Here is a 20,930-nt window from a genome sequence, read left to right as displayed (position 1 = left end):
CTGGCATAGACCCATGAAAACTGGACCTCGAATCATCACCGTAGCCAACCAGAAGGGCGGCGTCGGCAAGACGACGACCGCCATCAACCTGGCGACGGCGCTGGCGGCGATCGGCGAACAGGTGCTGATCGTCGACCTCGATCCGCAAGGCAATGCCAGCACCGGGCTCGGCATCGACCGCAAGGACCGCACCGTCTCCTCCTACGACGTGCTGACCGGCGAGCTCGATCTCGAAGCGGCGGCGGTGCCGACGGCGGTGCCGGGCCTCTCGATCGTCCCGTCGACGCTCGATTTGCTCGGCATCGAGATGGAGATCGCCTCGGCGCCGGACCGGGTGCTGCGGCTGCGCAACGCCCTGCGCGCGGCGGCCGAGCGTTCGGCGCCTTTCGGCTATGTGCTGATCGACTGCCCGCCGTCGCTCAACCTTTTGACCTTGAATTCAATGGCGGCAGCCGATTCCGTTCTCGTGCCGCTGCAGTGCGAGTTCTTCGCGCTCGAAGGTCTCAGCCAGCTGCTCGAGACGGTCGAGCAGGTGCGCCGCACGATCAACCCGGATCTTACCATCCAGGGCATCGTGCTTACCATGTACGATGGCCGCAACAACCTGGCCAACCAGGTGGTGCAGGACGTGCGCACCCATATGGGCGACAAGGTCTACGAGACGATCATCCCGCGCAATGTCCGCGTTTCCGAAGCGCCCTCCTACGGCAAGCCGGCGATCCTCTACGACCTCAAATGCTCGGGCAGCCAGGCCTATCTGCAGCTCGCTTCCGAAGTGATCCGCCGCGAGCGCAAATTGCGCGCCGCCTGATGCCGGCCAAACGCCGATTCGATACCGAAACGATCTGGACAGATTATGAGTGAAGACCTTTCGAGAAAAAGACTTGGCCGCGGCCTGGCGGCGCTGATCGGCGAGATCGACCGCCCGGCGATCCCGGAAAAGCTGAGCCCGGCGGCGGACGGCAAGGTGCCGATCGAATTCGTCAGCCCCAATCCGAAGAACCCGCGCCGGCATTTCGGCGATGCCGAGCTGACCGATCTGGCACAGTCGATCCGCGAGCACGGCGTCGTGCAGCCGGTGGTGGCGCGGCCGTCGCCAACGCAGCCCGGCCGCTACGAGATCATCGCCGGCGAGCGGCGCTGGCGGGCGGCGCAGCGCGCCGGCCTGACCGAGCTGCCGATTATCCTGCGCGAGGTCAACGACCGCACGGCGCTGGAGCTGGCGATCATCGAGAACGTGCAGCGCGCCGACCTCAACCCGGTCGAGGAGGCGCAAGGCTATCAGCAATTGATCGACGAGCACGGCTACACCCAGGCCGACCTCGGCCAGGTGATCGGCAAGAGCCGAAGCCATGTCGCCAACACACTGCGGCTCCTGAAGCTGCCCAATGTCATCCACGACATGCTGGTCGACGGCGCGCTGTCGGCGGGCCACGCCCGCACGCTGGTGACGGCCGAGGACCCGGCGGGCCTCGCCAAGCGGATCGTCGAGGAGGGACTTTCGGTGCGCCAGGCCGAAGCACTGGCGCAGATGCCGGCCGGTCCGACGCCGGCCAAGGCGAAAAAGGCCGAGCCGGTGGAAAAGGATCCCGACACGCTGGCGCTGGAAAAGCTGCTCACCGACACGATCGGCATGATCGTCTCGATCGAGCACAAGAATCGCGGCGGCACAATTCGCGTCAACTACCGGACGCTGGACCAGCTCGACGAGCTCTGCCGGCGGCTGAAGGACGAGCGTTAGCCGACTGGGGCGGCGGCGTATTCGGCCGGCTGTTGAGGTTTCGGCTTAAGGGTGGATATGCCTGATATATCTGTGATATACTAGAGGGTCGGTCGCCGTGCCGGCCCCCTTTTTATTGGCGGTGCGGCTGTCAACGCGGGTGGGGATACACCCGCCAAGACGGTGGACGTGAAGAAAGCCGAAGGGTTCGGTCCATGCCGTGACGCTAAGGCCTTGCTGCGGTTACGGAATGCTGGACCGTTGCGCTCTCCGGTCGAGGTCACGGCATGGATCCCCGGGTCAAGCCCGAGGATGACGAAGAGAGGCCGGCGGGACATCGTCCCCCTCTGTCCTGCCGGACATCTCCCCGACGAGGGGGGAGATTGGCGGGGCCGCGGCTTTCGCCAATCGGCGGGGCTGCGATCACGGCAGCCAAGTCGCTAGCCCCTCTGCGCCAGCCGCGCGCTTTCGACCGCAATGCCGAGCAGCGCCTGGCGCGCCAGGGCTTCCGATAGGTCCGGCCGCTTGCGGGTCTGCAGCACCGCTGTCTGCAGCCGGTTGAGCGCCCGGCCGAGCGCCTCGACGTTCCAGCGCTCCAGCGTCTTTTCCACCAGCTTGCGCCGCGAGAAGAAGACCGGCGGGCGCGCGGCCGCGACGACGGAGGCGGCGTTGCGGCCGCCGCCTTCCATCTGGCTGCGCATCGCCTGGATCGCCTGCAATTGCCGCATCGCCGCCGACAGCACCAGGAAGGGGTGGCCGCCGCCCTGGCAGTGGCGGGTGAAAGCGGTGTCGAAATCGGCGATCTTGCCGTCCAGCAGCGCATCCACGGCATCGTCGAAGGACGCGCCCGACACGTCGCCGGAGGTCGCCCGGACATCGTCCAAGCCGATCTCCTTCTGGCCGTGGGCGTAGAGCACCAGCTTCTCGATCTCGCCGCGCGACGCCAGCCGGTCGCCGCCGAGATTGCGGCGCAGCGCCTGGCGCGCCTCCAGCGTCATCGACATGCCGGCCTTGCGCAGTTCGTCGTCGATGACGGTGTCGATGTCCCTCGCCTCGTCGGCATAGCAGGGCAGGGCGATGGCGTTGCCGGCGGCCTCGACGATGGCGCGCAGGCCGGTGCCCTTCTTCAGGTCGCCGGCCTCGATGAGGATGATCGCGTCGCGCGCAGGCTCCGATGTCAGCGCCTTGACGTCGTCGGCCAGCGCCTTCTGGCCGCTGGCGTTGCGCACCCAGAGCAGCCGCCGGTCGGAAAACATCGGCACGGTGCGCGCCTCGTCGAGCAGGCGGCCCTGGTCGCGGTCGACTTCCGCGCCGTCCAGCCTGACGACCGAGAACGGATCGTCGAGCGGCAGGCCGGTCTTGCCGGCAAAAGCCCGGGCGCGCTCGGCGACGAGCCCGCGATCGGGTCCGTAAAGCAGGACGATCGACATGGCCGCGTCCGGCCGCGCCAGCCACGAATCGACCTCGTATCCCTTCTTCTGTGCCATGCGGGGTGAGTTAGCATGAGGCGGGGCGGGTGAACCAGAGTTTCGGCAACTTGCAGAGGCCTATCTGGCTCGCGCGGCGATTGTTTCGATGTCGGATGATTCATAGCTGACCGCCGGCGCCGCCCCTCATCCGCCTGCCGGCACCTTCTCCCCACATAGTGACGGGAGAAGGGGGATGGCCGCGACGTTGGCGCCCTTCTTGCGACGTTGATGATTGGCGAAACGGGGGACACAGCGCCCCTCTCCCCGTCACTATGCCGTGAGAGGATGCCGGCAGGCAGGTGAGGGGCAGCACTGGCCTCGACAGTTACCCGAACGCCTACGTGGTCCGGGCATTTCAGGCTCTTGCGCCAGACCGGTCACAGCCATTCGCCAAATTGCGCGGCGGGCGAAAACATCGACAAGAAATTTCGCCGTCATATCTGCATCTTGTCGCCAGCGCGCCGTATCGGCCTTGATCAGCCGAGAAGCCGGGGGACGGCCAGTCATCTGGCCGATGAATTAGCGGCGCGGATGTGCAAGTATCGCACCGGCAACATTGGAGGACGTAGGTCATGGCCGATGCTGGAATGTTGCGGTTCCATGTTCCCGAGCCCGAGGTGCGGCCGGGTGGCACGCCTGATTTCTCCAATGTGACCATTCCCAAGGCCGGATCGGCGCCGCGCCCCGAGATCGATGTCGATCCGCGCACCATCCGAGACATGGCGTTCTCGATCATCCGCGTGCTCAACCGCGATGGCGAGGCGGTCGGGCCGTGGGCCGGGTTGCTTTCCGACCAGGAATTGCTCGAAGGCCTGCGCCACATGATGACGCTGCGCAGCTTCGACCAGCGCATGCAGATGGCGCAGCGCCAGGGCAAGACCTCCTTCTACATGCAGCATCTCGGCGAGGAGGCGGTGAGCTGCGCCTTCCGCAAGGCGCTGGCCAAGGGGGACATGAACTTCCCGACCTATCGGCAGGCCGGCCTGCTCATCGCCGACGGCTATCCGATGGTCACGATGATGAACCAGATCTATTCCAACGAGGCCGACCCGCTGAAGGGCCGGCAGTTGCCGATCATGTATTCGTCGAAGGAGCACGGCTTCTTCTCGATCTCCGGCAATCTGGCGACGCAGTACATCCAGGCCGTGGGCTGGGCGATGGCTTCGGCGATCTCCAACGATTCGCGCATCGCTGCCGCCTGGATCGGCGACGGCTCGACGGCGGAGTCCGATTTTCATGCAGCACTCGTGTTCGCCTCGACCTACAAGGCGCCGGTGGTGCTCAATGTCGTCAACAATCAGTGGGCGATCTCGACCTTCCAGGGCATTGCGCGTGGTGGCTCCGGCACTTTCGCGGCGCGCGGCCTCGGTTTCGGCATCCCTTCGCTGCGCGTCGACGGCAACGACTATCTCGCCGTCCATGCGGTGGCGAAATGGGCGATCGAGCGGGCGCGCCGTAATCTCGGGCCGACGCTGGTCGAATATGTCACCTACCGCGTCGGCGCGCATTCGAGCTCGGACGACCCGTCCGCCTACCGGCCGAAGGCGGAGTCCGATGCCTGGCCGCTCGGCGACCCGATCGTGCGGCTGAAGAACCATCTCATCCTGCGCGGCGTCTGGTCGGACGAGCGCCATGCCCAGGCGGAAGCCGAAATCCTCGAGACGGTGATCGCGGCGCAGAAGGAGGCCGAGAGCCACGGCACGCTGCATGCGGGCGGCAAGCCGTCGACGCGCGACATGTTCGAGGGCGTCTATGCCGAGATGCCGCCGCATCTCAGGCGACAGCGCCAGCAGGCGGGGGTCTGACCATGCCGAGACGGACCATGATCGAGGCGATCCGCGACGCCATGGACGTGTCGATGGGGCGCGATGAGCGCGTCGTCGTGTTCGGCGAGGATGTCGGCTTCTTCGGCGGCGTCTTCCGCTGCACGCAAGGCCTGCAGGCCAAATACGGCAAGAGCCGCTGTTTCGATGCGCCGATCAGCGAAGCCGGCATCGTCGGCGCCGCCATCGGCATGGCCGCCTATGGGCTTAAGCCCTGCGTCGAGGTGCAGTTTGCCGACTATGTCTATCCGGCCTACGACCAGATCGTCTCGGAGGCGGCGCGGCTGCGCTATCGCTCCAACGGCGATTTCACCTGCCCGATCGTGGTCCGCATGCCAACTGGCGGCGGCATCTTCGGCGGCCAGACGCACAGCCAGAGCCCGGAGGCGCTGTTCACCCACGTCTCCGGCCTGAAGGTGATCGTGCCGTCCAACCCTGCCGACGCCAAGGGGCTGCTGATCGCGGCGATCGAGGATCCCGATCCGGTGATCTTCCTCGAGCCGAAGCGGCTCTACAACGGTCCGTTCGACGGCCATCACGACCGTCCGGTGACGCCGTGGTCGAAACATGATCTTGGCGAGGTCGCCGACGGCCACTACACCGTCCCGCTCGGCAAGGCGGCGATCCGCAGGCAGGGCGCCGCGGTCACGGTGCTCGCCTATGGCACGATGGTCTATGTCGCCGAGGCGGCGGCCGCGGAGACCGGCATAGACGCCGAGATCATCGATCTGAGGACCTTGCTGCCGCTCGATCTCGAGACGATCGTCGCCTCGGTGACGAAGACGGGACGCTGCGTGGTGGTGCACGAGGCGACGCTGACCTCCGGTTTCGGCGCCGAGCTCTCGGCGCTGGTGCAGGAGCACTGCTTCTACCATCTGGAAGCACCGGTTGTGCGCGTCGCCGGCTGGGACACGCCCTATCCGCACGCGCAGGAGTGGGACTACTTTCCCGGCCCGGCCCGGGTCGGCCGCGCGCTCGTCGAAACGCTGGAAGCTTGAAGAGGGGAGGCCTGACCATGGGCGAGCACGTCATCAAGCTGCCGGATGTCGGTGAAGGCGTCGCCGAGGCCGAGCTGGTCGAATGGCATGTGAAGGTCGGCGACCTCGTGCGCGAGGACATGGTGCTGGCCGCCGTCATGACCGACAAGGCAACCGTCGAGATTCCCTCGCCGGTCGATGGCGAGATCCTGTGGCTGGGCGCCGAGATCGGCGACACGGTGGCGATCGGCTCGCCGATCGTGCGGCTGAAGGTTGCCGGCGAAGGCAATGTGAAGCCGCAGGGCGATGCGGCGGAAGAGGCCATCAAGGCCGAACCGCCGGCCAAGCTCCCAACCCCGAAACCCGAGGCCGCTCCGGCGAGCCCGAAGGCGCAGTCAAAGGTCGCCGAGCCGAAAGCCAAGCCGGCGCCAGCTCCCGCAAATGGGGCGGCACGGGCCTTGGTTTCCGGCGCGCCGCGTCCCGAAGGCGAGAAGCCTTTGGCCTCGCCCGCCGTCCGGCTGCGCGCCAGGGAAGCCGGCATCGACCTCAGGCAGGTCGCGGGTTCCGGCCCGGCCGGCCGCATCGGCCATGAGGATATCGAGGCGTTCCTGGCGCGCGGGCCGCAGGTCGCGAAAACCTCCGGGCTTGCCCGCAAGGACACTGTCGAGGACATCAAGGTCATCGGGCTGCGGCGCAAGATCGCCGAGAAGATGGCGCTCGCCAAATCGCGCATCCCGCACATCACCTATGTCGAGGAGATCGATGTCACTTCACTGGAGGAGCTGCGGGCGACGCTGAACAAGGAGAAGCGGCAGGACCGGCCAAAGCTGACGCTGCTGCCGTTCCTAATGCGGGCGATGGTCAAGGCGATCGCCGACCAGCCGAGCATCAATGCGATCTTCGACGACGAGGCCGGCATCATCCACCAGCATGGCGGCGTCCATATCGGCATCGCCGCGCAGACGCCGTCCGGGCTGGTGGTGCCGGTGGTCAAGCATGCCGAGGCGCGCGACCTGTGGGAGTGCGGCGCCGAGGTCAGCCGGCTGGCCGAGGCGGCGAAGTCGGGCACGGCGAGCCGCGACGAGCTGTCAGGCTCGACCATCACCATCACCTCGCTCGGCGCCATGGGCGGCGTGGCGACGACGCCGGTCATCAACTATCCGGAGGTGGCGATCGTCGGCGTCAACAAGATGATGGTGCGGCCGGTGTGGGACGGCACCCAGTTCATCCCGCGCAAAATGATGAACCTGTCGTCCAGCTTCGACCATCGCGTCATCGACGGCTGGGATGCCGCCGTGTTCGTCCAGCGCATCAAGGCACTGCTGGAGACGCCGGCGCTGATTTTCGTGGATTAGTGGGGCGGGACGATTGAGATGACGGCGGGACAGCGCCCCCCTCTGCCTTACCAGGCATCTCCCCCACAAGGGGAGAGATTGGATGTCATGCCGGGCTTCGCCAATCTCCACCGTTGCAGGGATGAACGAAACGACGAAGCTGCTGATCTCCCCCCTTGTGGGGGAGATGTCCGGCAGGACAGAGGGGGGCGCGAAGGATCGCGACGGAACGTTCCCTCGGATCGAAGGACCACGTCATGAAAGAAATATCCTGCAAGCTGCTCGTCATCGGCGCCGGGCCCGGCGGCTATGTGTGCGCGATCCGCGCCGGCCAGCTCGGCGTCGATACGGTGATCGTCGAGGCGGGCAAGCCGGGCGGCACCTGCCTCAATGTCGGCTGCATTCCCTCCAAGGCGCTGATCCATGCCGCGGAGGAGTTCGAGAAGGTGGCGCATATGGCCGGCGGCAAGAGCCCGCTCGGCATTTCGGTCGCCGTGCCGACGCTCGATCTGGTCAGGGCAATCGCCTGGAAGGACGGCATCGTTAGCCGGCTGAACAGCGGCGTCGCCGGACTGCTGAAGAAGGCCAGGGTGAAGACCGTGCAGGGCTGGGCGACGTTCCGCGACGGCAAGACCGTCGAGGTCGAGACCGAGACCGGCACCCAGGTGATCCGCGCCGAGACGGTGGTGATCGCGACCGGATCGGCGCCGGTCGAACTGCCGTTCCTGCCGTTCGGCGGCCCGGTGATCTCGTCGACGGACGCGCTGGCGTTGAGCGAGGTGCCGAAGAAGCTCGCCGTGGTCGGCGGCGGCTATATCGGGCTGGAGCTTGGCATGGCCTTCGCAAAAATGGGCGCCAAGGTCACCGTGGTCGAGGCGCTGCCGCGCGTGCTGGCGCAATATGACGCCGAACTGACCCGGCCGGTGGTGAAGCGGCTCGGCGAGCTCGGCATCGAGGTGATGACAGGCGCCAAGGCCAAGGGGGTGCCGACCAAAGGCGATGCGCTGCTGCTCGAGACGGCAGACGGCAAGAACGCCAAGGTCGCCGCCGACAAGATCCTCGTCACCGTCGGGCGCAAGCCGCTCACCGAAGGCTGGGGGCTGGACCAGATCGACCTCGACATGGCCGGCAAATTCATCCGCATCGACGAGCAGTGCCGCACCTCGATGCGCGGCATCTTCGCCATCGGCGACGTCACCGGCGAGCCGATGCTGGCGCACCGGGCGATGGCGCAGGGCGAGATGGTGGCCGAGATCGTCGCCGGCCACAAAAGAAGCTGGGACAAGCGCTCGATCCCGGCAATCTGCTTCACCGACCCGGAGCTGGTCACCGCCGGTCTGTCGCCGGACGAGGCGAAGGCGCTGGCCGGCGAGATCAAGATCGGCCAGTTCCCGTTCGCCGCCAACGGCCGGGCCATGACCAGGCTCGGCGAAGATGGCTTCGTGCGCGTCGTCGCCCGCGCCGACAACCATCTGGTGCTGGGCATCCAGGCGGTTGGCCAAGGTGTCTCGGAACTGTCGGCCGCGTTCGGCCTGGCTCTGGAAATGGGGGCGCGGCTGGAGGACATCGCGGGAACGATCCACGCCCATCCGACGCAAGGCGAAGGTTTCCAGGAAGCGGCGCTCAAGGCGCTGGGTCAGGCGCTGCATATTTGAAAAGGTGTGATCTCCCTCCTTGAGGGGGAGATGGCCGGCAGGCCAGAGGGGGTCGGTGCGACCGGACGCGACCTCCCTTGCGACAGATGGAGGTTAGCGCTCCACGCGAAGCGACCCCCTCTGTCGCCTTCGGCGACATCTCCCCCTCAAGGGGGGAGATTGCACAGCTCACCCCGCCAGTCGGCTTTCCATCTCGTGCTGGGCGTAGGCGCGGCCGAAGCGGTTGGCGAGGAAGGCGTCGAGCGCGATGTCTTCCTGGCGCACGAAGCCCCTGGCCGGCAGCGAGCCGTCGGCCAGCATGTCGAGCACGGCGCAGATGCCGGAGGCGGTGGTGATCTGGATGGCGCTGCGCACCAGGGTGCCGACGCGCTTCGAGTAGATCTTGTTGGCGTAGGTCTCTTGCAGCAGGCGGCCGTTCTTGCGGCCCGAGACGGTGACGAAGACGATGACGACGTCCTGCAGCGTCGACGGCAGCGCGCTCTCGAAAATGTCCTTCAGCACGTCGCGGCGGTGGCGAAGTCCGAGATCGTTGAGCAGCGCCTTCATGATCGCGGCGTGGCCGGGATAGCGGATGGTGCGGTAATTCAGCGTGCGCACCTTGCCCTTCAGCGTTTCGGCCAGCGTGCCCAGCCCGCCCGAAGTGTTGAAGGCCTCGTAGGTGACGCCGTCGAGCGAGAACTCCTCGCGCTCCTCCAGCGGCGGTACCTCGATCAGCTCGCCCTCGACGATCGCCTCGCAGGGCTCGCAGTATTCGTTGATGACGCCGTCGGTGCTCCAGGTCAAATTGTAGTTCAGCGCGTTGGACGGATATTGCGGCAGCGCGCCGACCCGCATGCGCACGCTCTCCAGCGTGTCGAAGCGGCTGGCGAGATCGTTGGCGACGATCGAGATGAAGCCCGGCGCCAGCCCGCATTGCGGAATGAAGGCGCTCCCGGCGTCGCGCGCCAGCTCCTTCACCCGGCGGGTCGAGACGACATCCTCGGTGAGGTCGAGATAGTGCACGCCGGCAGCGGCGGCCGCCTCGGCGATGCGCGTGGTGAGATGGAAGGGCGCGGCGCTCAGCACCGCGAACTTGCTGGCAAGCGCCGCCTCGAGCACGCCCGGCGCGGCGATGTCGATCTCAAGCGTCTCGACACCGGCGGGCAATTCGGCCGCGGCAAGCTGCGCCGCCGAGCGGTCGACGAGCGTCACGCCATAGTCGCCGGTGGAGGCGAGCATCTCGGCGATGGTCGAGCCGATCTTGCCGGCGCCGACGACAACGATGTTCTTTTTCATGATCAATACCCCTGCCATTTCGAAATTGGCGGGGATCATCGCAGCTTGCCTGTCGAAAGGAAGCGTGGAATTGTACGAAGCGAAATGCCATTTAGAACAATATGCCGACAAGGATCGTCGAAATGATCAGCGATGCCGAACAAGCCCTGCTTTCGCTGCTGCGCGCCAACGCGCGCGCCTCGACCGCCGAGCTCGCCCGCCAGCTCGGCGTGTCGCGCACCACGGTGCAGAGCCGGATCGAGCGGCTGGAGCAGCGCGGCATCATTGCGGGCTACGGCGTGCGGTTGTCGCCCGACTATGAGCAAGGGCTGGTCAGGGCGCATGTGCTGCTTACCGTCACGCCCAAGCTCGCCGACAAGGTGGTGCGCGCCTTGGCGGCGCTGCCGCCGGTCAGGACGCTGCACTCGGTCAGCGGCAATTTCGACATGATCGTCATCGTCGACGCGCCGTCGATCCGCGATCTCGACGCGCTGCTCGACCAGATCGGGGCTATGGACGGGGTCGAGCGGACGTCGTCGTCGATTATTCTGTCGACGCGGATCGATCGGTGAAACTGCCGGCAGGCGAGTGAACGGCACCTGTCCTCTCCCCCGTCGAACGGGGGAGAGGTGTCGAGCGAAGCTCGACGGAGTGGGGGTCGAGTTGCTATTTCAAGCCTGCGGTGAATTGTCAGCGGCAGCGCATTCGAGGACCGGCTTCCCCCACTCCGTCGCTGCTTCGCAGCGCCACCTCTCCCCCCTCCGGAGGGAGAGGAAAGGAACAGGCCGCGCCCGGTCGGACCGACCCCCTCTGTCGCCTTCGGCGACATCTCCCCCTCGATGGGGGGAGATCAGATGTCACGCCGGCTTTCGCCAATCGCCGATGTTGCAGAAAAGGCGCCGGGATCGAAGCTGCCAATCTCCCCCCTTGAGGGGAAGATGCCCGGCAGTGCAGAGAGGGGGGCGAAGGAACGCTGCGCTTCCTTTTCAACGCCCGAGGCAGCCTACGCCCTGCGCCGCTCCGGCCCGTTGTCCAGCCAGGCGACATCTTCCGCCGACAGCTTGATATCCAGCGCCCTGAGACTGTCCTCCAGCTCGTCAAGCGTGCGCGGGCCGATCAGCGGCACCGACGGGAAGGGCTGCGCCAGCACATAGGCGAGCGCGACATGGATCGGGCTCTTGCCGAGGCGGTTGGCGAGCTCGATGGCGCGGTCGCGGCGGCCGAAATTCTTTTCGGAATACCAGACCCTGACCAGCTCCTCGCTGTCATGCTTGTCGCGGCCAGCGCGGTCGGTGAAGAAGCCGCGGCCCTGGCTCGACCAGGCGAAGTTCGGCATCTGCCTGGCGGTCAGCCAGGCCTTCCAGTCGTCGGTGGACGAGGTGACGCAGCCGGCCCAGATCGGCTCCAGCATCTCGGCCAGCGAGAAATTGTTGGAAAGCGCGCCGGGCCTCTGCTTGCCGGTGCGCTCGGCATAGGCGATCGCCTCGTCCATGCGCTCCATGGTCCAGTTCGAGCCGCCGAACGGGCCGCGGATGCGGCCGGCCTTGACCTCTGCGTCCATGGCGTCGACGAACTCGCCGACCGGCACGTCCGGATTGTCGCGGTGCATGAAATAGATGTCGACATGGTCGGTCTGCAGCCGGTCGAGCGACTGGGCGAGCTGCTTGCCGATCACGTCGGGGTAGCAGAGCGGCGAATGCGCGCCCTTGCCGATGACGACCGACTGTTCGCGCACGCCGCGGCTCCGCAGCCATTGTCCGAGCAGCGTCTCGGTGTAGCCGGCGCCATAGACATAGCCGGTGTCGAACAGATTGCCGCCGGCCTCGAAGAAGGCGTCGAGCAGGATCGAGCCCGAGGAGAACGTCCGGAAGTCCTCGAAGCCGAGCGCCACCACGGACGCCGGCTTCGGCAGGCCGGGAATGGCGCGCTTGGCAATCGCCTTGCCATCCTTGCGCAGCGGCCGGCCGGAGAGGGTGTTGGCGCGCTTAGCCGGCTTTTCGATCTCGTACTCCAGCCCGACCGCGGCGCGCCATTTGTCGAGCGCGCGCAGCGTGCCGAGGCTGTCGGCCCAGGACATGCCCGGCCAGGCGAATTCCTGCCGACCGGCCAGGATCGCCTCGCCGGCGCCGTCGACCTCGAAGGAATAAACATGGCGGGTCTCGTTGACGCTGATGGTCTCGCGGCTCCCGTCGGGCCGGATCAGGTCGATCCTGCCCGGCCCGACGTCGCGGTTGCCACCGGCGAACCAGAAGTCAGGCACCTCGATCTGGCCCTTGGTGCCAAGGATGCGCAGCACATTGTCCTGGTTGAGCGAGATGCTGCAGGAAACCTCGGCGACGATGCCGTCGGCAAACTGCAGCAGCGCCGAGGCCCATTCGTCGACGCCGGACTGGCCGAGATGGGCAGCGCCCACAACCTTGTCGGGCTCAGCGAAGGGTTGCCCGACCGCAGCGCCTGCAAGCAGCCGCGCCATCGATACAGGATAGCCGCCGACATCGAGGATGCCGCCGCCGGCGAGGTCGTTAGCATAGAGCCGGTGCTCCGGCATGAAGCCCGGCATGGCGAAGCCGAAGCTCGATTTGATCATGCGGACTTCGCCGATGACGCCCGACTTGATCAATTCGACCAGCTTCAACGTCTGCGGGTGCAGCCGGTACATGAAGGCTTCGCCGAGGAAAGTGCCGGCCTTGCGCGCGGCATGGATCATGGCGTCGGCCTCGAAAGCGGTGAGCGCCAGCGGCTTTTCGCACAGCACATGCTTGCCGGCTTCAGCGGCCTTGATCGCCCATTCGGCATGGCCGGGATGCGGGATCGAGATATAGACGGCGTCGACGCCATCGTCGGCGAGCAGCGCCTCATAGCCGTCGAGGATGCGCGCGCCGGGGAAGGTCTCGGCGAGGCCCGGCTTGCCGGGGTTGCGGGCGCCGAGCGCTACCAGTTCGCCGGTGCGCGACTGCGCCACGCCGCCGGCAAAGGATTTGGCGATGCTGCCGGGCCCGAGAATGCCCCAACGAATCTTTTGCGGTCTGGATGTCATGTCAAATCTCCTGGGGTCGCCGCCACGCATCCGCGATCTGGCAAGAATGGACCATTGGAATTGCTCTAGCGTATCCGCGCGCCCTTGGTGTCGAAGAGCAGCGCCTTGTCGGCTTTGATCGCCACCGTCAGATGGTCGCCGCTCGCCCGCTGCCTGGATGCCTCGCGCTCGATAATCAGTTCGTCGTCTCCGGCACCGGCGTAGACGTAGCTCACCGATCCGAGATGCTCGGCGACATCGGCCTTGACGGCGATGTCGCAATCGCCTTTGCCGGCATCGAAGAAGTGTTCCGGCCTGACCCCGAGCACGACCTCGGCGCCGACAGCCGGAGGCGTGCTATGGAGCGGCTTGCTCAGCCGCGCGCCGGCGTGGTTGACAAGCTCGACCGTCGCCGCGCCCGGCCCGGTCTCGACCACCCTCGCCGGCATGAAATTCATCTTCGGCGAGCCGATGAAGCCGGCAACGAAGCGGTTGGCCGGGTCGTCATAGAGATCGAGCGGCGCGCCGATCTGCTCGACATTGCCGGCCTTGAGCACGACGATCCGGTCGGCCAGCGTCATCGCTTCGGTCTGGTCGTGCGTCACATAGATCATGGTGACGCCGAGCTCCTTGTGCAGCCTGGATATCTCGACCCGCATCTGGACGCGCAGCTCCGCATCGAGATTGCTGAGCGGCTCGTCGAACAGGAACACTTGCGGCTCGCGCACGATGGCGCGGCCGATGGCGACGCGCTGGCGCTGGCCGCCCGACAATTGCTTCGGCCGCCGGTGCATCAGCTCGTCGATGCGGAGAATCTCGGCGGCGCGCCTCACCCGCCGCTCGGTGTCGGGCTTCGGATTGCCGTTCATGCGCAGGCCGAAGCTCAGATTCTGCTCCACCGTCATGTGCGGGTAGAGCGCGTAGGACTGGAACACCATGGCGATGCCGCGCTCGGCCGCCTCGACATCGTTCACCACCTTGCCGCCGATGGCGATCTCGCCGGCGCTGATGTCCTCCAGCCCGGCGATCATGCGCAGCAGCGTGGACTTGCCGCAGCCGGACGGGCCGACGAAGACGACGAACTCGCCATCGGCGATGTCGATGTTGGCGCCATGGACGACGCCGAAGCCGCCGAAGCGCTTGACGACATTGGTGAGTGTGACCGCTGCCATATCGCCTTTCCTACTTGACCGCGCCGGCGGCGATGCCGGCAATGAAATGACGCTGCAGGAGCACGAAGACGACGAGCATCGGCACGGTCAGCATGACGGCGCCGGCCATGATGCCGCCCCAGGAGACCTTGGTCAGGCCGATCAGCGTGCCGAGCGCCACCGGCGCGGTCATCGAACCGGGCTGGCTGTTGATCAGCAGCGGCCAGAGATAATTGTTCCACGAGGCGAGGAAGAGGATGATGGCGAGCGCGGCCAGCATCGGCCGTGCCAAAGGCAGCGCGACGAACAGGAAGATGCGCCACTCCTTGACGCCCTCGACGCGGGCGGCGTCGAACAGGTCGGCCGGCATCATCGAGAAGGCCTGCCGCATGAAAAGCACGCCGAGCGAATTGAACAGCGGCGGCACGATCAGCGCGATCCAGGTGTTGGCGAGCTGGAAGTCGCGCGCCACCATGATGAACTGCGGGATCAGCACCACCGAATAGGGCAGCGTGATGGTGCCGAGGATGATCGCCACCACCGCGCCCTTGCCGACGAACTGATAGCGCGCCAGCGCCCAGCCGGCCATCGAGGTGAGCAGCACCGACAGGAAGGTGTAGGTCACCGCCACCGAAACCGAGATGCCGATGGCGCCGACGAAATTGGTGTCGCGCTGCAGATTGTTGAAATTGTCGACGAAATTGTCGTGCGGCAGAAGCTCGATGCCGGGGCTGAAGATGCCGTTGTCGGGCATGGTCGAGAACACCACCATCATCCACAGCGGAAACAGCCAGATCACCGCCAGCGGAGTCAGGAAGAGATGCAGCGCGATTGCGCGGCCGAGCCGGCTTTGCGAGCGCGAGGTCATTTCGGGTCCCTCGTCAGCCAGAGCTGCACCAGGGTGATGGCGATCGCCAGCCCCGCCATGGTGTAGGCGACGGCCGAGGCATAGCCGAAATTGAGCGAGCGGAAGCCCTGGCGGTAGAGCAGCAGGCCGAGCGTCTCGGTGCCGCCGCCGGGGCCGCCGCGTTCGGTGATCAGGAACGGCTCGGTGAACAGCTGCATGGTGCCGATGATCGACAGCACGGCGCAGAAGACGATGATCGGCTTCAACAGCGGCAGGGTGATGTAGAAGAACTGCTTGACCTTGCTGACGCGGTCGAGCGTGGCCGCCTCATAGACGTCGTCCGGGATGGATTGCAGGCCGGCGAGCAGGATGATGGCGTTGTAGCCGGCCCAGCGCCAGGTCACCGCGATCATGATCAGCGCCATGGCCGGCGTGACGTTGGAGAACCAGTCGACGCTGGGCAGGCCGACGCTGTTCAAGAGCTTGTTGATGATGCCGAAGTTCAGATTGAACATCAGCCGGAACACCGCCGAATAGGCAACCTCGCCGACCACCACCGGGGCGAAGAAGGCAAAGCGGTAGAGGCCGCGGACTTTCAGCAGCGGCGAGTTCAACAGCACCGCCATGACGATGGCCAGCGAGATCATCACCGGCACCTGGATGACGAGGATGAGCAGCGTGTTCTTCAGCGCGTTGTAGAAGGCCGGGTCGCCGATCAGCCGGCCCCAGTTGAAGGTCGGCGCGAAGCGCCAGGGCACGGTGCGCGTCGCCTGGAAGGAGATCAGGAACGAGCTGATGATCGGCCAGACCCAGAAGATGGAAAAGATCAGCAGATAGGGCGTGAGGAAACGATAGGCCGTGGCGTTCTGATGGCGCATCGTTTCCTCCTTCGATCGGTTGCCGCCTGTTGTGGCGGGCAGTGTTGATATGGATGCGGCCGGTGGGGCAGCACGATTTGGCCAGGTCAGCGCCGCCCCTCATCCCCCTGCCGGGACCTTCTCCCCGTATAGTGACGGGGAGAAGGGGCTGGCCGCGGCCTTGGCATCCTGCCTCGCAACGCAGGCGATTGGCGAAATCGCTGGCGGCAGCGTCCCTCTCCCGTCACTATACGGGGAGAGGATGCCGGCAGGCAGGCGAGGGGCAGCGCCAACAGTCCGGCAAGGTGCCCTATATTTGGCCCACCAGCATCTCTGCCTTCACTTCACCGGCAACCCGGTCGCCGAGGCGATCTGGTTGGCGGCGTCGTCGAGCGCCGCCTTGGCGTCCGGATAGCCGCCGCCCAGATATTTGGTCTGCACGGCGCGCATGATGAGCTCGGCATCGCTCTGGAACTGCGTGCCGCGGCTCGGCACGACCTTGGGCAGGGTGGCCAGGATATCCTTCCACACCGCCTGGCCGCCCCAGTAGGGCAGGCCTTGCGAGACATAGGGGTCGTCGAGCGCCGAGATCAGCGACGGCACCAGGCCGAAATCCTTCAGCATGGTGATCTGGCCTTCATTGGTCTCCAGCGTGTATTTCAGATAGGCGTAGGCCGCTTCCTTGTTTTTCGAGGCCGAGGTGATGGCCAGCGACGAGCCGCCGAGATTGGCGGCGCGCGGGCCGTCGGCGGTCAGGCTCGGCATCGGATAGACGCCCCACTTGCCGTTTTCGCCGGCCGATTCGGTGCGGATGGTGCCCTCATACCAGCCGCCATAGACCTGGGTGGCGACAGCGCCGGCGGTGTTGTTGGTGATCTTGGTGCCCCAGTCGGCCGAGGCCATGATGCCGGCGTCCTTCATCTCCTTGATCTTGGTCAGCGTGTCGACGCATTTCGGCTGGTTGACCGTGATCGACTGGCCGTCCTCGGCGAAATACCCGCAGCCCTGCTCGTTGGCGATCATGCGGAAGAATTCGGTGTCGCCGTTGAAATCGGCGTTGGTCATGGTGACGCCGGGATTGGCGGCCTGGATCTTCTTGCCGGCGGCGATGAAATCGTCCCAGGTCTTGATCGAGGCGGGGTCGACACCGGCCTTCTCGTAGAAGTCGCGGCGGTAGAAGGAGGCGACCGGGCCGGAATCCCAAGGCATCGCATAGGCCTTCTCGCCGACCTCGAGCTCGGTGCGCTTGAAATCGGGGAATTTCTTCTGGTCCTCGGCGGTGTAGCCCAGCGTATGCAGGTCGACGAAGCAGTCGGGGAACTGGCTCCAGTAGTTCTCGGCCTCGCCATTCTCGATCGAAACGATGTCCGGCAGACCGACGCCCCCGGCGGCGCAGCCGGCAATCGACTTGTCATAGGTTGGCTGGTTGCCGAGATCCTCGACGGTCACCTTGATGTCGGGGTATTTCTTGTTGAAGCCGGCGACGGTGGCCTTCAGCGACGAAGCCGCGATGTTCCAGCTCCAGATCGTGATTTCGCCGGATTGCGCCATGGCCGGGCCGGAGCCCAGGGCAAGCGCGAGCGCGGCGCAGGTCAGTGTGGTGCGCATTGAACTCCTCCCATTTCATTTGCTCTCTCACAGTGAGCGTGGCTAGATTATGCAGCGCGGAAGGCTTGTCCCGGACAAAGGGAAAAGAAAATTGGCGGAAAGTAAGATGCCGGAACGGCCGTTCTACCAGCCTGGCGCCAGCAGCGTGGAAGGCATGCCGCTGATGCTGCAGATGTTCCACACACAGCCGCTGGTTATGCTCAAGCCGCATTGGCACGCGCAGGTGGAAGTCAATTTCATCGTGCGCGGCAGCGTGCACTATTTGATGAATGATCACGAGATCTCGCTGTCGGCCGGCGAGATGTGCCTGTTCTGGGGCGGCCTGCCGCACCAGATGGACGATCTCAGTGACGATGCGGTCTATGCCGGGGCGCATTTGCCGCTGGTGCATTTCTTCCGGTTGCATCTACCCACCGATGTCCGGCACCGGCTGATGACGGGCGCCACGCTGGTGACGTCGGCCACCGACCAGGCCGACAACCACAATTTCGAGCGCTGGAACAGCTACGCCCGCTCGGGCGACGCGGCCAAAGCCGAGCATGCGGTGAACGAGCTGCTGCTTCGGCTGGAGCGGGTGCGGTTCGAACCCTACCGGCTTGTTTCGAGGGTTCCCGCCGCACATTCGGCGGGCAGCCCCTTCGACCAGCAGTCCTCGCGCAATGTCGGGCGCATGTGCGACTTCATCGCCGAGAATTTCCTCTATGAGATCGACTGCGTCGACATAGCGGCTGTCGTCGACATCCACCCGAAATACGCCATGAGCATCTTCAAGAAGTCGACCGGGATGACGCTCAACGAGTATGTCAACCTGCTGCGGCTGAGCTATGCGCAGGCGCTCTTGATGCATGAAGACGCCAACGTGCTGCGCGTCGCCATGGATTCGGGCTTCGGCTCGCTCAGCGCCTTCAACAAGTCGTTCCGCAAGCTTGCCGGCATGTCGCCCTCCGACTTCCGCCGGGCCGGCGTCAAATAGCCGAGGATCACTTCATGGGTGCGCGCGTCGGGTCACCCCACCTCGACCGCCACCACCGAAACGCAGTCGCCGGCCTTGACCAGGCCTGGAAAATGCCGCGCCGCGAGCAGGCCCGACATTTTCGCCCCGATCTCCTGCGGCGCGACGCCGGTGCGGCCGATGCCATGTATACGGGCGACGACCTGTCCCTCCTCGATGGGCTCGCCGAGATCGACCATCGTCTCGATCATGCCGTCGTCCTCGGCGAAGGCGAAGCAGTCGCCGGAAGGCATGTCGAGCCAGCGCGTTCGAGTCTTCTCGACCGCACCGGCAACGATGCCGGCATGCTTGAGCACGTTGCGCACGCCGCGGCGCGCGATGCGCACCGTCTCGGCGCGGGAAGTGCCGCCGCCGCCGAGCTCGGTGGTGATGAACAGCTTGCCCATCTCCTCTGCAGCGGTGTCGAACATGCCGACGGCGTCGATCTCCAGCATTTTCATCGACCACGGCGCCGAGAACGCCTCGACCGCGTCGAAGCCCTTCGCTTCCAGGTCCTTGTCCGGCCTTATGTGGGCGGCGCAGAACGGCACGAAGTCGAGCGTCCTGCCGCCGGAGTGGAAGTCGAGCGCGATGTCGGTGCGCGGCAGGAGCTCACGCTGGAAATAGTCGGCTATCTTTTCCGTCACCGTGCCGTCGGGGCGGCCGGGGAAGCTGCGGTTGAGATTGCCCTTGTCGATCGGCGAGGTGCGGGTGCCGGCGCGGAAGGCCGGGTAGTTCATCGCCGGCACGATGATGACCGTGCCAGAGACGTCCCTGGGATCGAGCGTGCGGGCAAGGTCGTAGAGCGCCAGCGGCCCCTCGTACTCGTCGCCATGGTTGCCGCCGGTGAGAAGCGCCGTCGGGCCGTTGCCGTTGCGGATGACGCAGACCGGGATCATCACCGAACCCCAGGCCGAATCGTCGCGGCTGTAGGGCAGGCGCAGGAAGCCATGCTGGACGCCGTCCTTATCGAAATCGACGGTCGGGGCGATCGGTGAGGGACGCAAGGCCGGCATCGCGATCAATCCTTCGCGACCAGCTTGCGCGGCACATTGGCCAGGCACTCGACGCCGGTCTCGGTGATCAAAATGGATTCGGTGATCTCCAGCCCCATCGTCTCCAGCCAGAGGCCGGTCATGAAATGGAAGGTCATGCCGGGTTTCAGCTCGGTGCGGTCGCCGGGGCGCAGGCTCATGGTGCGCTCGCCCCAGTCCGGCGGATAGGAGATGCCGATCGGATAGCCGGTGCGGTTGTCCTTGACGATGCCGTATTTCTTCAAGACGGCGAAGAAGGCGTTGGCGATGTCCTCGCATGTGTTGCCGGGCCTGGCGGCGGCAAGGCCTGCCTCCATGCCTTCCAGCGTCGCCTTCTCGGCATCGAGGAAGGCCTGCGTCGGCTTGCCGAGGAAGACGGTGCGCGAGAGCGGGCAGTGGTAACGGTTGTAGCAGCCGGCGATCTCGAAGAAGGTGCCCTCGCCCGCCTTCATCGGCCGGTCGTCCCAGGTCAGATGCGGCGCCGAGGCGTCGGCGCCCGACGGCAGCAGCGGCACGATCGCCGGATAGTCGCCGCCGATGCCGTCGACGCCGCGCGTGCCGGCATCGTAGATCTCGGCGACCAGATCGCATTTGCGCATGCCGACCTCTATTTTGTCGACGATGCGCTGGTGCATGGCCTCGACGATGCGGGCGGCCTTGCGCATATAGTCGATCTCGGTCGGGCTCTTCACCGCCCGCTGCCAGTTGACCAGCGCGGTGGCGTCGACGAACCGGGCATTGGGCAGATGCTTCTGCAGGGCGGCGAAGGCGGCGGCGGAGAACCAGTAATTGTCCATCTCGACGCCGATGGCGAGCTTGCCCCAGCCGCGATCGGAAAGTACGCTGGACAAGAAGTCCATCGGGTGGCGCTCGGTCGACTGCACGTAGTGGTCGGCGTAGCCGATGATGTTTTCATGCGCGAGATAGGCAGTGCGTTTGGCGCCGTTGGCGTCCTGGCCGCGGCCGTACCAGACCGGCTCGCCTGAAGGCGGCACGATGACCGCCTGGTGGACATAGAACGACCAGCCGTCATAGCCGGTCAGCCAAGCCATGTTGGAGGGATCGCTGACGATCAGCAGATCGACCCCCTTGGCCGCCATGGCCTTCCGCGTCTTGGCGAGGCGCTCCGCATATTCGCCGCGCGAGAATTTCAAGTTGGGCTGCATTGTTCTTGGTCCTCGTTTGTTGGGCCTT

Annotated in this window: 17 protein-coding genes; 8 read left to right on the top strand and 9 right to left on the bottom strand. The window is 65.8% G+C overall.

Going from position 1 to position 20,930, the window contains the following annotated elements; genetic code table 11:
- Positions 1 to 13 precede the first annotated feature (13 nt).
- Positions 14 to 811 carry a ParA family protein gene (locus PU724_RS23210; RefSeq protein WP_127392197.1) on the top strand — a complete coding sequence of 266 codons (798 nt, stop codon included), beginning with the start codon at positions 14 to 16 and terminating at the stop codon, positions 809 to 811.
- A 45-nt stretch (positions 812 to 856) separates the two neighbouring features.
- Positions 857 to 1,741, top strand: a complete 885-nt coding sequence (locus tag PU724_RS23205) for a ParB/RepB/Spo0J family partition protein (RefSeq protein WP_354423872.1) — start codon at positions 857 to 859, stop codon at positions 1,739 to 1,741.
- 419 nt (positions 1,742 to 2,160) lie between these two features.
- Here the strand turns inward: PU724_RS23205 and holA are convergent, their stop codons facing one another.
- Positions 2,161 to 3,207: a DNA polymerase III subunit delta gene (holA, locus tag PU724_RS23200; RefSeq protein ID WP_354423871.1), complete on the bottom strand. Its 1,047-nt coding sequence runs from the start codon at positions 3,205 to 3,207 to the stop codon at positions 2,161 to 2,163.
- Between the two features lie 554 nt (positions 3,208 to 3,761).
- On the opposite strand from holA, the gene PU724_RS23195 reads away from it, so the two are divergent.
- From PU724_RS23195 to lpdA, 4 genes are all read left to right on the top strand, one after another.
- Positions 3,762 to 4,994 (top strand): 3-methyl-2-oxobutanoate dehydrogenase (2-methylpropanoyl-transferring) subunit alpha, encoded by a 1,233-nt coding sequence (locus tag PU724_RS23195; RefSeq protein WP_127284088.1) that lies wholly within the window; start codon positions 3,762 to 3,764, stop codon positions 4,992 to 4,994.
- Positions 4,995 to 4,996: 2 nt separating this feature from the next.
- Positions 4,997 to 6,010, top strand: coding sequence for an alpha-ketoacid dehydrogenase subunit beta (locus PU724_RS23190; RefSeq protein ID WP_135859483.1), 1,014 nt, complete (start codon positions 4,997 to 4,999; stop codon positions 6,008 to 6,010).
- Positions 6,011 to 6,027: 17 nt separating this feature from the next.
- The gene (locus PU724_RS23185) at positions 6,028 to 7,344 is read left to right on the top strand and encodes a dihydrolipoamide acetyltransferase family protein (RefSeq protein ID WP_354423869.1); all 1,317 of its coding nucleotides are present in this window, start codon (positions 6,028 to 6,030) and stop codon (positions 7,342 to 7,344) included.
- Positions 7,345 to 7,580: 236 nt separating this feature from the next.
- Positions 7,581 to 8,978: a dihydrolipoyl dehydrogenase gene (gene lpdA / locus PU724_RS23180; RefSeq protein WP_354423867.1), complete on the top strand. Its 1,398-nt coding sequence runs from the start codon at positions 7,581 to 7,583 to the stop codon at positions 8,976 to 8,978.
- A gap of 168 nt (positions 8,979 to 9,146) precedes the next feature.
- Here the strand turns inward: lpdA and PU724_RS23175 are convergent, their stop codons facing one another.
- Positions 9,147 to 10,253 carry a saccharopine dehydrogenase family protein gene (locus PU724_RS23175; protein ID WP_354423865.1) on the bottom strand — a complete coding sequence of 369 codons (1,107 nt, stop codon included), beginning with the start codon at positions 10,251 to 10,253 and terminating at the stop codon, positions 9,147 to 9,149.
- 122 nt (positions 10,254 to 10,375) lie between these two features.
- Here PU724_RS23175 and PU724_RS23170 point away from each other — a divergent pair, with 122 nt between their 5' ends.
- The gene (locus PU724_RS23170; protein ID WP_292174821.1) at positions 10,376 to 10,804 is read left to right on the top strand and encodes an Lrp/AsnC family transcriptional regulator; all 429 of its coding nucleotides are present in this window, start codon (positions 10,376 to 10,378) and stop codon (positions 10,802 to 10,804) included.
- A gap of 431 nt (positions 10,805 to 11,235) precedes the next feature.
- Here PU724_RS23170 and PU724_RS23165 read toward each other — a convergent pair whose 3' ends face one another.
- The 5 genes from PU724_RS23165 to PU724_RS23145 all read right to left on the bottom strand — a co-directional run bounded on the left by PU724_RS23165 (position 11,236) and on the right by PU724_RS23145 (position 17,711).
- Entirely contained in the window at positions 11,236 to 13,269 is a 2,034-nt protein-coding gene (locus tag PU724_RS23165) for an aldo/keto reductase (RefSeq protein ID WP_354423863.1), read from the bottom strand.
- Between the two features lie 65 nt (positions 13,270 to 13,334).
- Positions 13,335 to 14,420, bottom strand: coding sequence for an ABC transporter ATP-binding protein (locus PU724_RS23160; RefSeq protein ID WP_354423861.1), 1,086 nt, complete (start codon positions 14,418 to 14,420; stop codon positions 13,335 to 13,337).
- 10 nt (positions 14,421 to 14,430) lie between these two features.
- Entirely contained in the window at positions 14,431 to 15,267 is an 837-nt protein-coding gene (locus tag PU724_RS23155; RefSeq protein ID WP_127286634.1) for a carbohydrate ABC transporter permease, read from the bottom strand.
- Positions 15,264 to 16,124, bottom strand: coding sequence for a carbohydrate ABC transporter permease (locus PU724_RS23150; protein ID WP_126057345.1), 861 nt, complete (start codon positions 16,122 to 16,124; stop codon positions 15,264 to 15,266). Before PU724_RS23150 ends, PU724_RS23155 begins: the two co-directional genes overlap by 4 nt.
- Before the next feature lie 318 nt (positions 16,125 to 16,442).
- Positions 16,443 to 17,711, bottom strand: a complete 1,269-nt coding sequence (locus tag PU724_RS23145) for an ABC transporter substrate-binding protein (RefSeq protein ID WP_135859479.1) — start codon at positions 17,709 to 17,711, stop codon at positions 16,443 to 16,445.
- Positions 17,712 to 17,817: 106 nt separating this feature from the next.
- Between PU724_RS23145 and PU724_RS23140 the strand changes: the two genes are divergently transcribed.
- Positions 17,818 to 18,684 carry a helix-turn-helix domain-containing protein gene (locus PU724_RS23140; protein ID WP_126057347.1) on the top strand — a complete coding sequence of 289 codons (867 nt, stop codon included), beginning with the start codon at positions 17,818 to 17,820 and terminating at the stop codon, positions 18,682 to 18,684.
- Between the two features lie 32 nt (positions 18,685 to 18,716).
- Here the strand turns inward: PU724_RS23140 and doeB are convergent, their stop codons facing one another.
- Both doeB and doeA read right to left on the bottom strand, forming a co-directional pair.
- Positions 18,717 to 19,718, bottom strand: a complete 1,002-nt coding sequence (gene doeB, locus PU724_RS23135; protein WP_354423858.1) for a N(2)-acetyl-L-2,4-diaminobutanoate deacetylase DoeB — start codon at positions 19,716 to 19,718, stop codon at positions 18,717 to 18,719.
- Positions 19,719 to 19,723: 5 nt separating this feature from the next.
- The gene (gene doeA, locus PU724_RS23130; RefSeq protein WP_354423856.1) at positions 19,724 to 20,902 is read right to left on the bottom strand and encodes an ectoine hydrolase DoeA; all 1,179 of its coding nucleotides are present in this window, start codon (positions 20,900 to 20,902) and stop codon (positions 19,724 to 19,726) included.
- Positions 20,903 to 20,930 lie beyond the last annotated feature (28 nt).

It is taken from the genome of Mesorhizobium abyssinicae (assembly GCF_049887195.1).
GTDB classification, from domain to species: domain Bacteria; phylum Pseudomonadota; class Alphaproteobacteria; order Rhizobiales; family Rhizobiaceae; genus Mesorhizobium; species Mesorhizobium abyssinicae.
The sequence above is the reverse complement of the archived record's forward strand: the minus strand, read 5'-3'. Positions and strand labels throughout refer to the sequence as shown.

Bases quoted from the DNA above. Each gene is read 5' to 3' on its own strand.
- PU724_RS23190 (WP_135859483.1), top strand. From the start codon at position 4,997: ATGCCGAGACGGACCATGATCGAGGCGATCCGCGACGCCATGGACGTG.
- PU724_RS23145 (WP_135859479.1), bottom strand. From the start codon at position 17,711: ATGCGCACCACACTGACCTGCGCCGCGCTCGCGCTTGCCCTGGGCTCC.
- PU724_RS23210 (WP_127392197.1), top strand. From the start codon at position 14: ATGAAAACTGGACCTCGAATCATCACCGTAGCCAACCAGAAGGGCGGC.
- doeA (WP_354423856.1), bottom strand. From the start codon at position 20,902: ATGCAGCCCAACTTGAAATTCTCGCGCGGCGAATATGCGGAGCGCCTC.
- holA (WP_354423871.1), bottom strand. From the start codon at position 3,207: ATGGCACAGAAGAAGGGATACGAGGTCGATTCGTGGCTGGCGCGGCCG.
- PU724_RS23140 (WP_126057347.1), top strand. From the start codon at position 17,818: ATGCCGGAACGGCCGTTCTACCAGCCTGGCGCCAGCAGCGTGGAAGGC.
- PU724_RS23195 (WP_127284088.1), top strand. From the start codon at position 3,762: ATGGCCGATGCTGGAATGTTGCGGTTCCATGTTCCCGAGCCCGAGGTG.
- PU724_RS23185 (WP_354423869.1), top strand. From the start codon at position 6,028: ATGGGCGAGCACGTCATCAAGCTGCCGGATGTCGGTGAAGGCGTCGCC.
- PU724_RS23155 (WP_127286634.1), bottom strand. From the start codon at position 15,267: ATGACCTCGCGCTCGCAAAGCCGGCTCGGCCGCGCAATCGCGCTGCAT.
- PU724_RS23150 (WP_126057345.1), bottom strand. From the start codon at position 16,124: ATGCGCCATCAGAACGCCACGGCCTATCGTTTCCTCACGCCCTATCTG.
- PU724_RS23175 (WP_354423865.1), bottom strand. From the start codon at position 10,253: ATGAAAAAGAACATCGTTGTCGTCGGCGCCGGCAAGATCGGCTCGACC.
- PU724_RS23170 (WP_292174821.1), top strand. From the start codon at position 10,376: ATGATCAGCGATGCCGAACAAGCCCTGCTTTCGCTGCTGCGCGCCAAC.
- PU724_RS23160 (WP_354423861.1), bottom strand. From the start codon at position 14,420: ATGGCAGCGGTCACACTCACCAATGTCGTCAAGCGCTTCGGCGGCTTC.
- PU724_RS23205 (WP_354423872.1), top strand. From the start codon at position 857: ATGAGTGAAGACCTTTCGAGAAAAAGACTTGGCCGCGGCCTGGCGGCG.
- doeB (WP_354423858.1), bottom strand. From the start codon at position 19,718: ATGCCGGCCTTGCGTCCCTCACCGATCGCCCCGACCGTCGATTTCGAT.
- lpdA (WP_354423867.1), top strand. From the start codon at position 7,581: ATGAAAGAAATATCCTGCAAGCTGCTCGTCATCGGCGCCGGGCCCGGC.
- PU724_RS23165 (WP_354423863.1), bottom strand. From the start codon at position 13,269: ATGACATCCAGACCGCAAAAGATTCGTTGGGGCATTCTCGGGCCCGGC.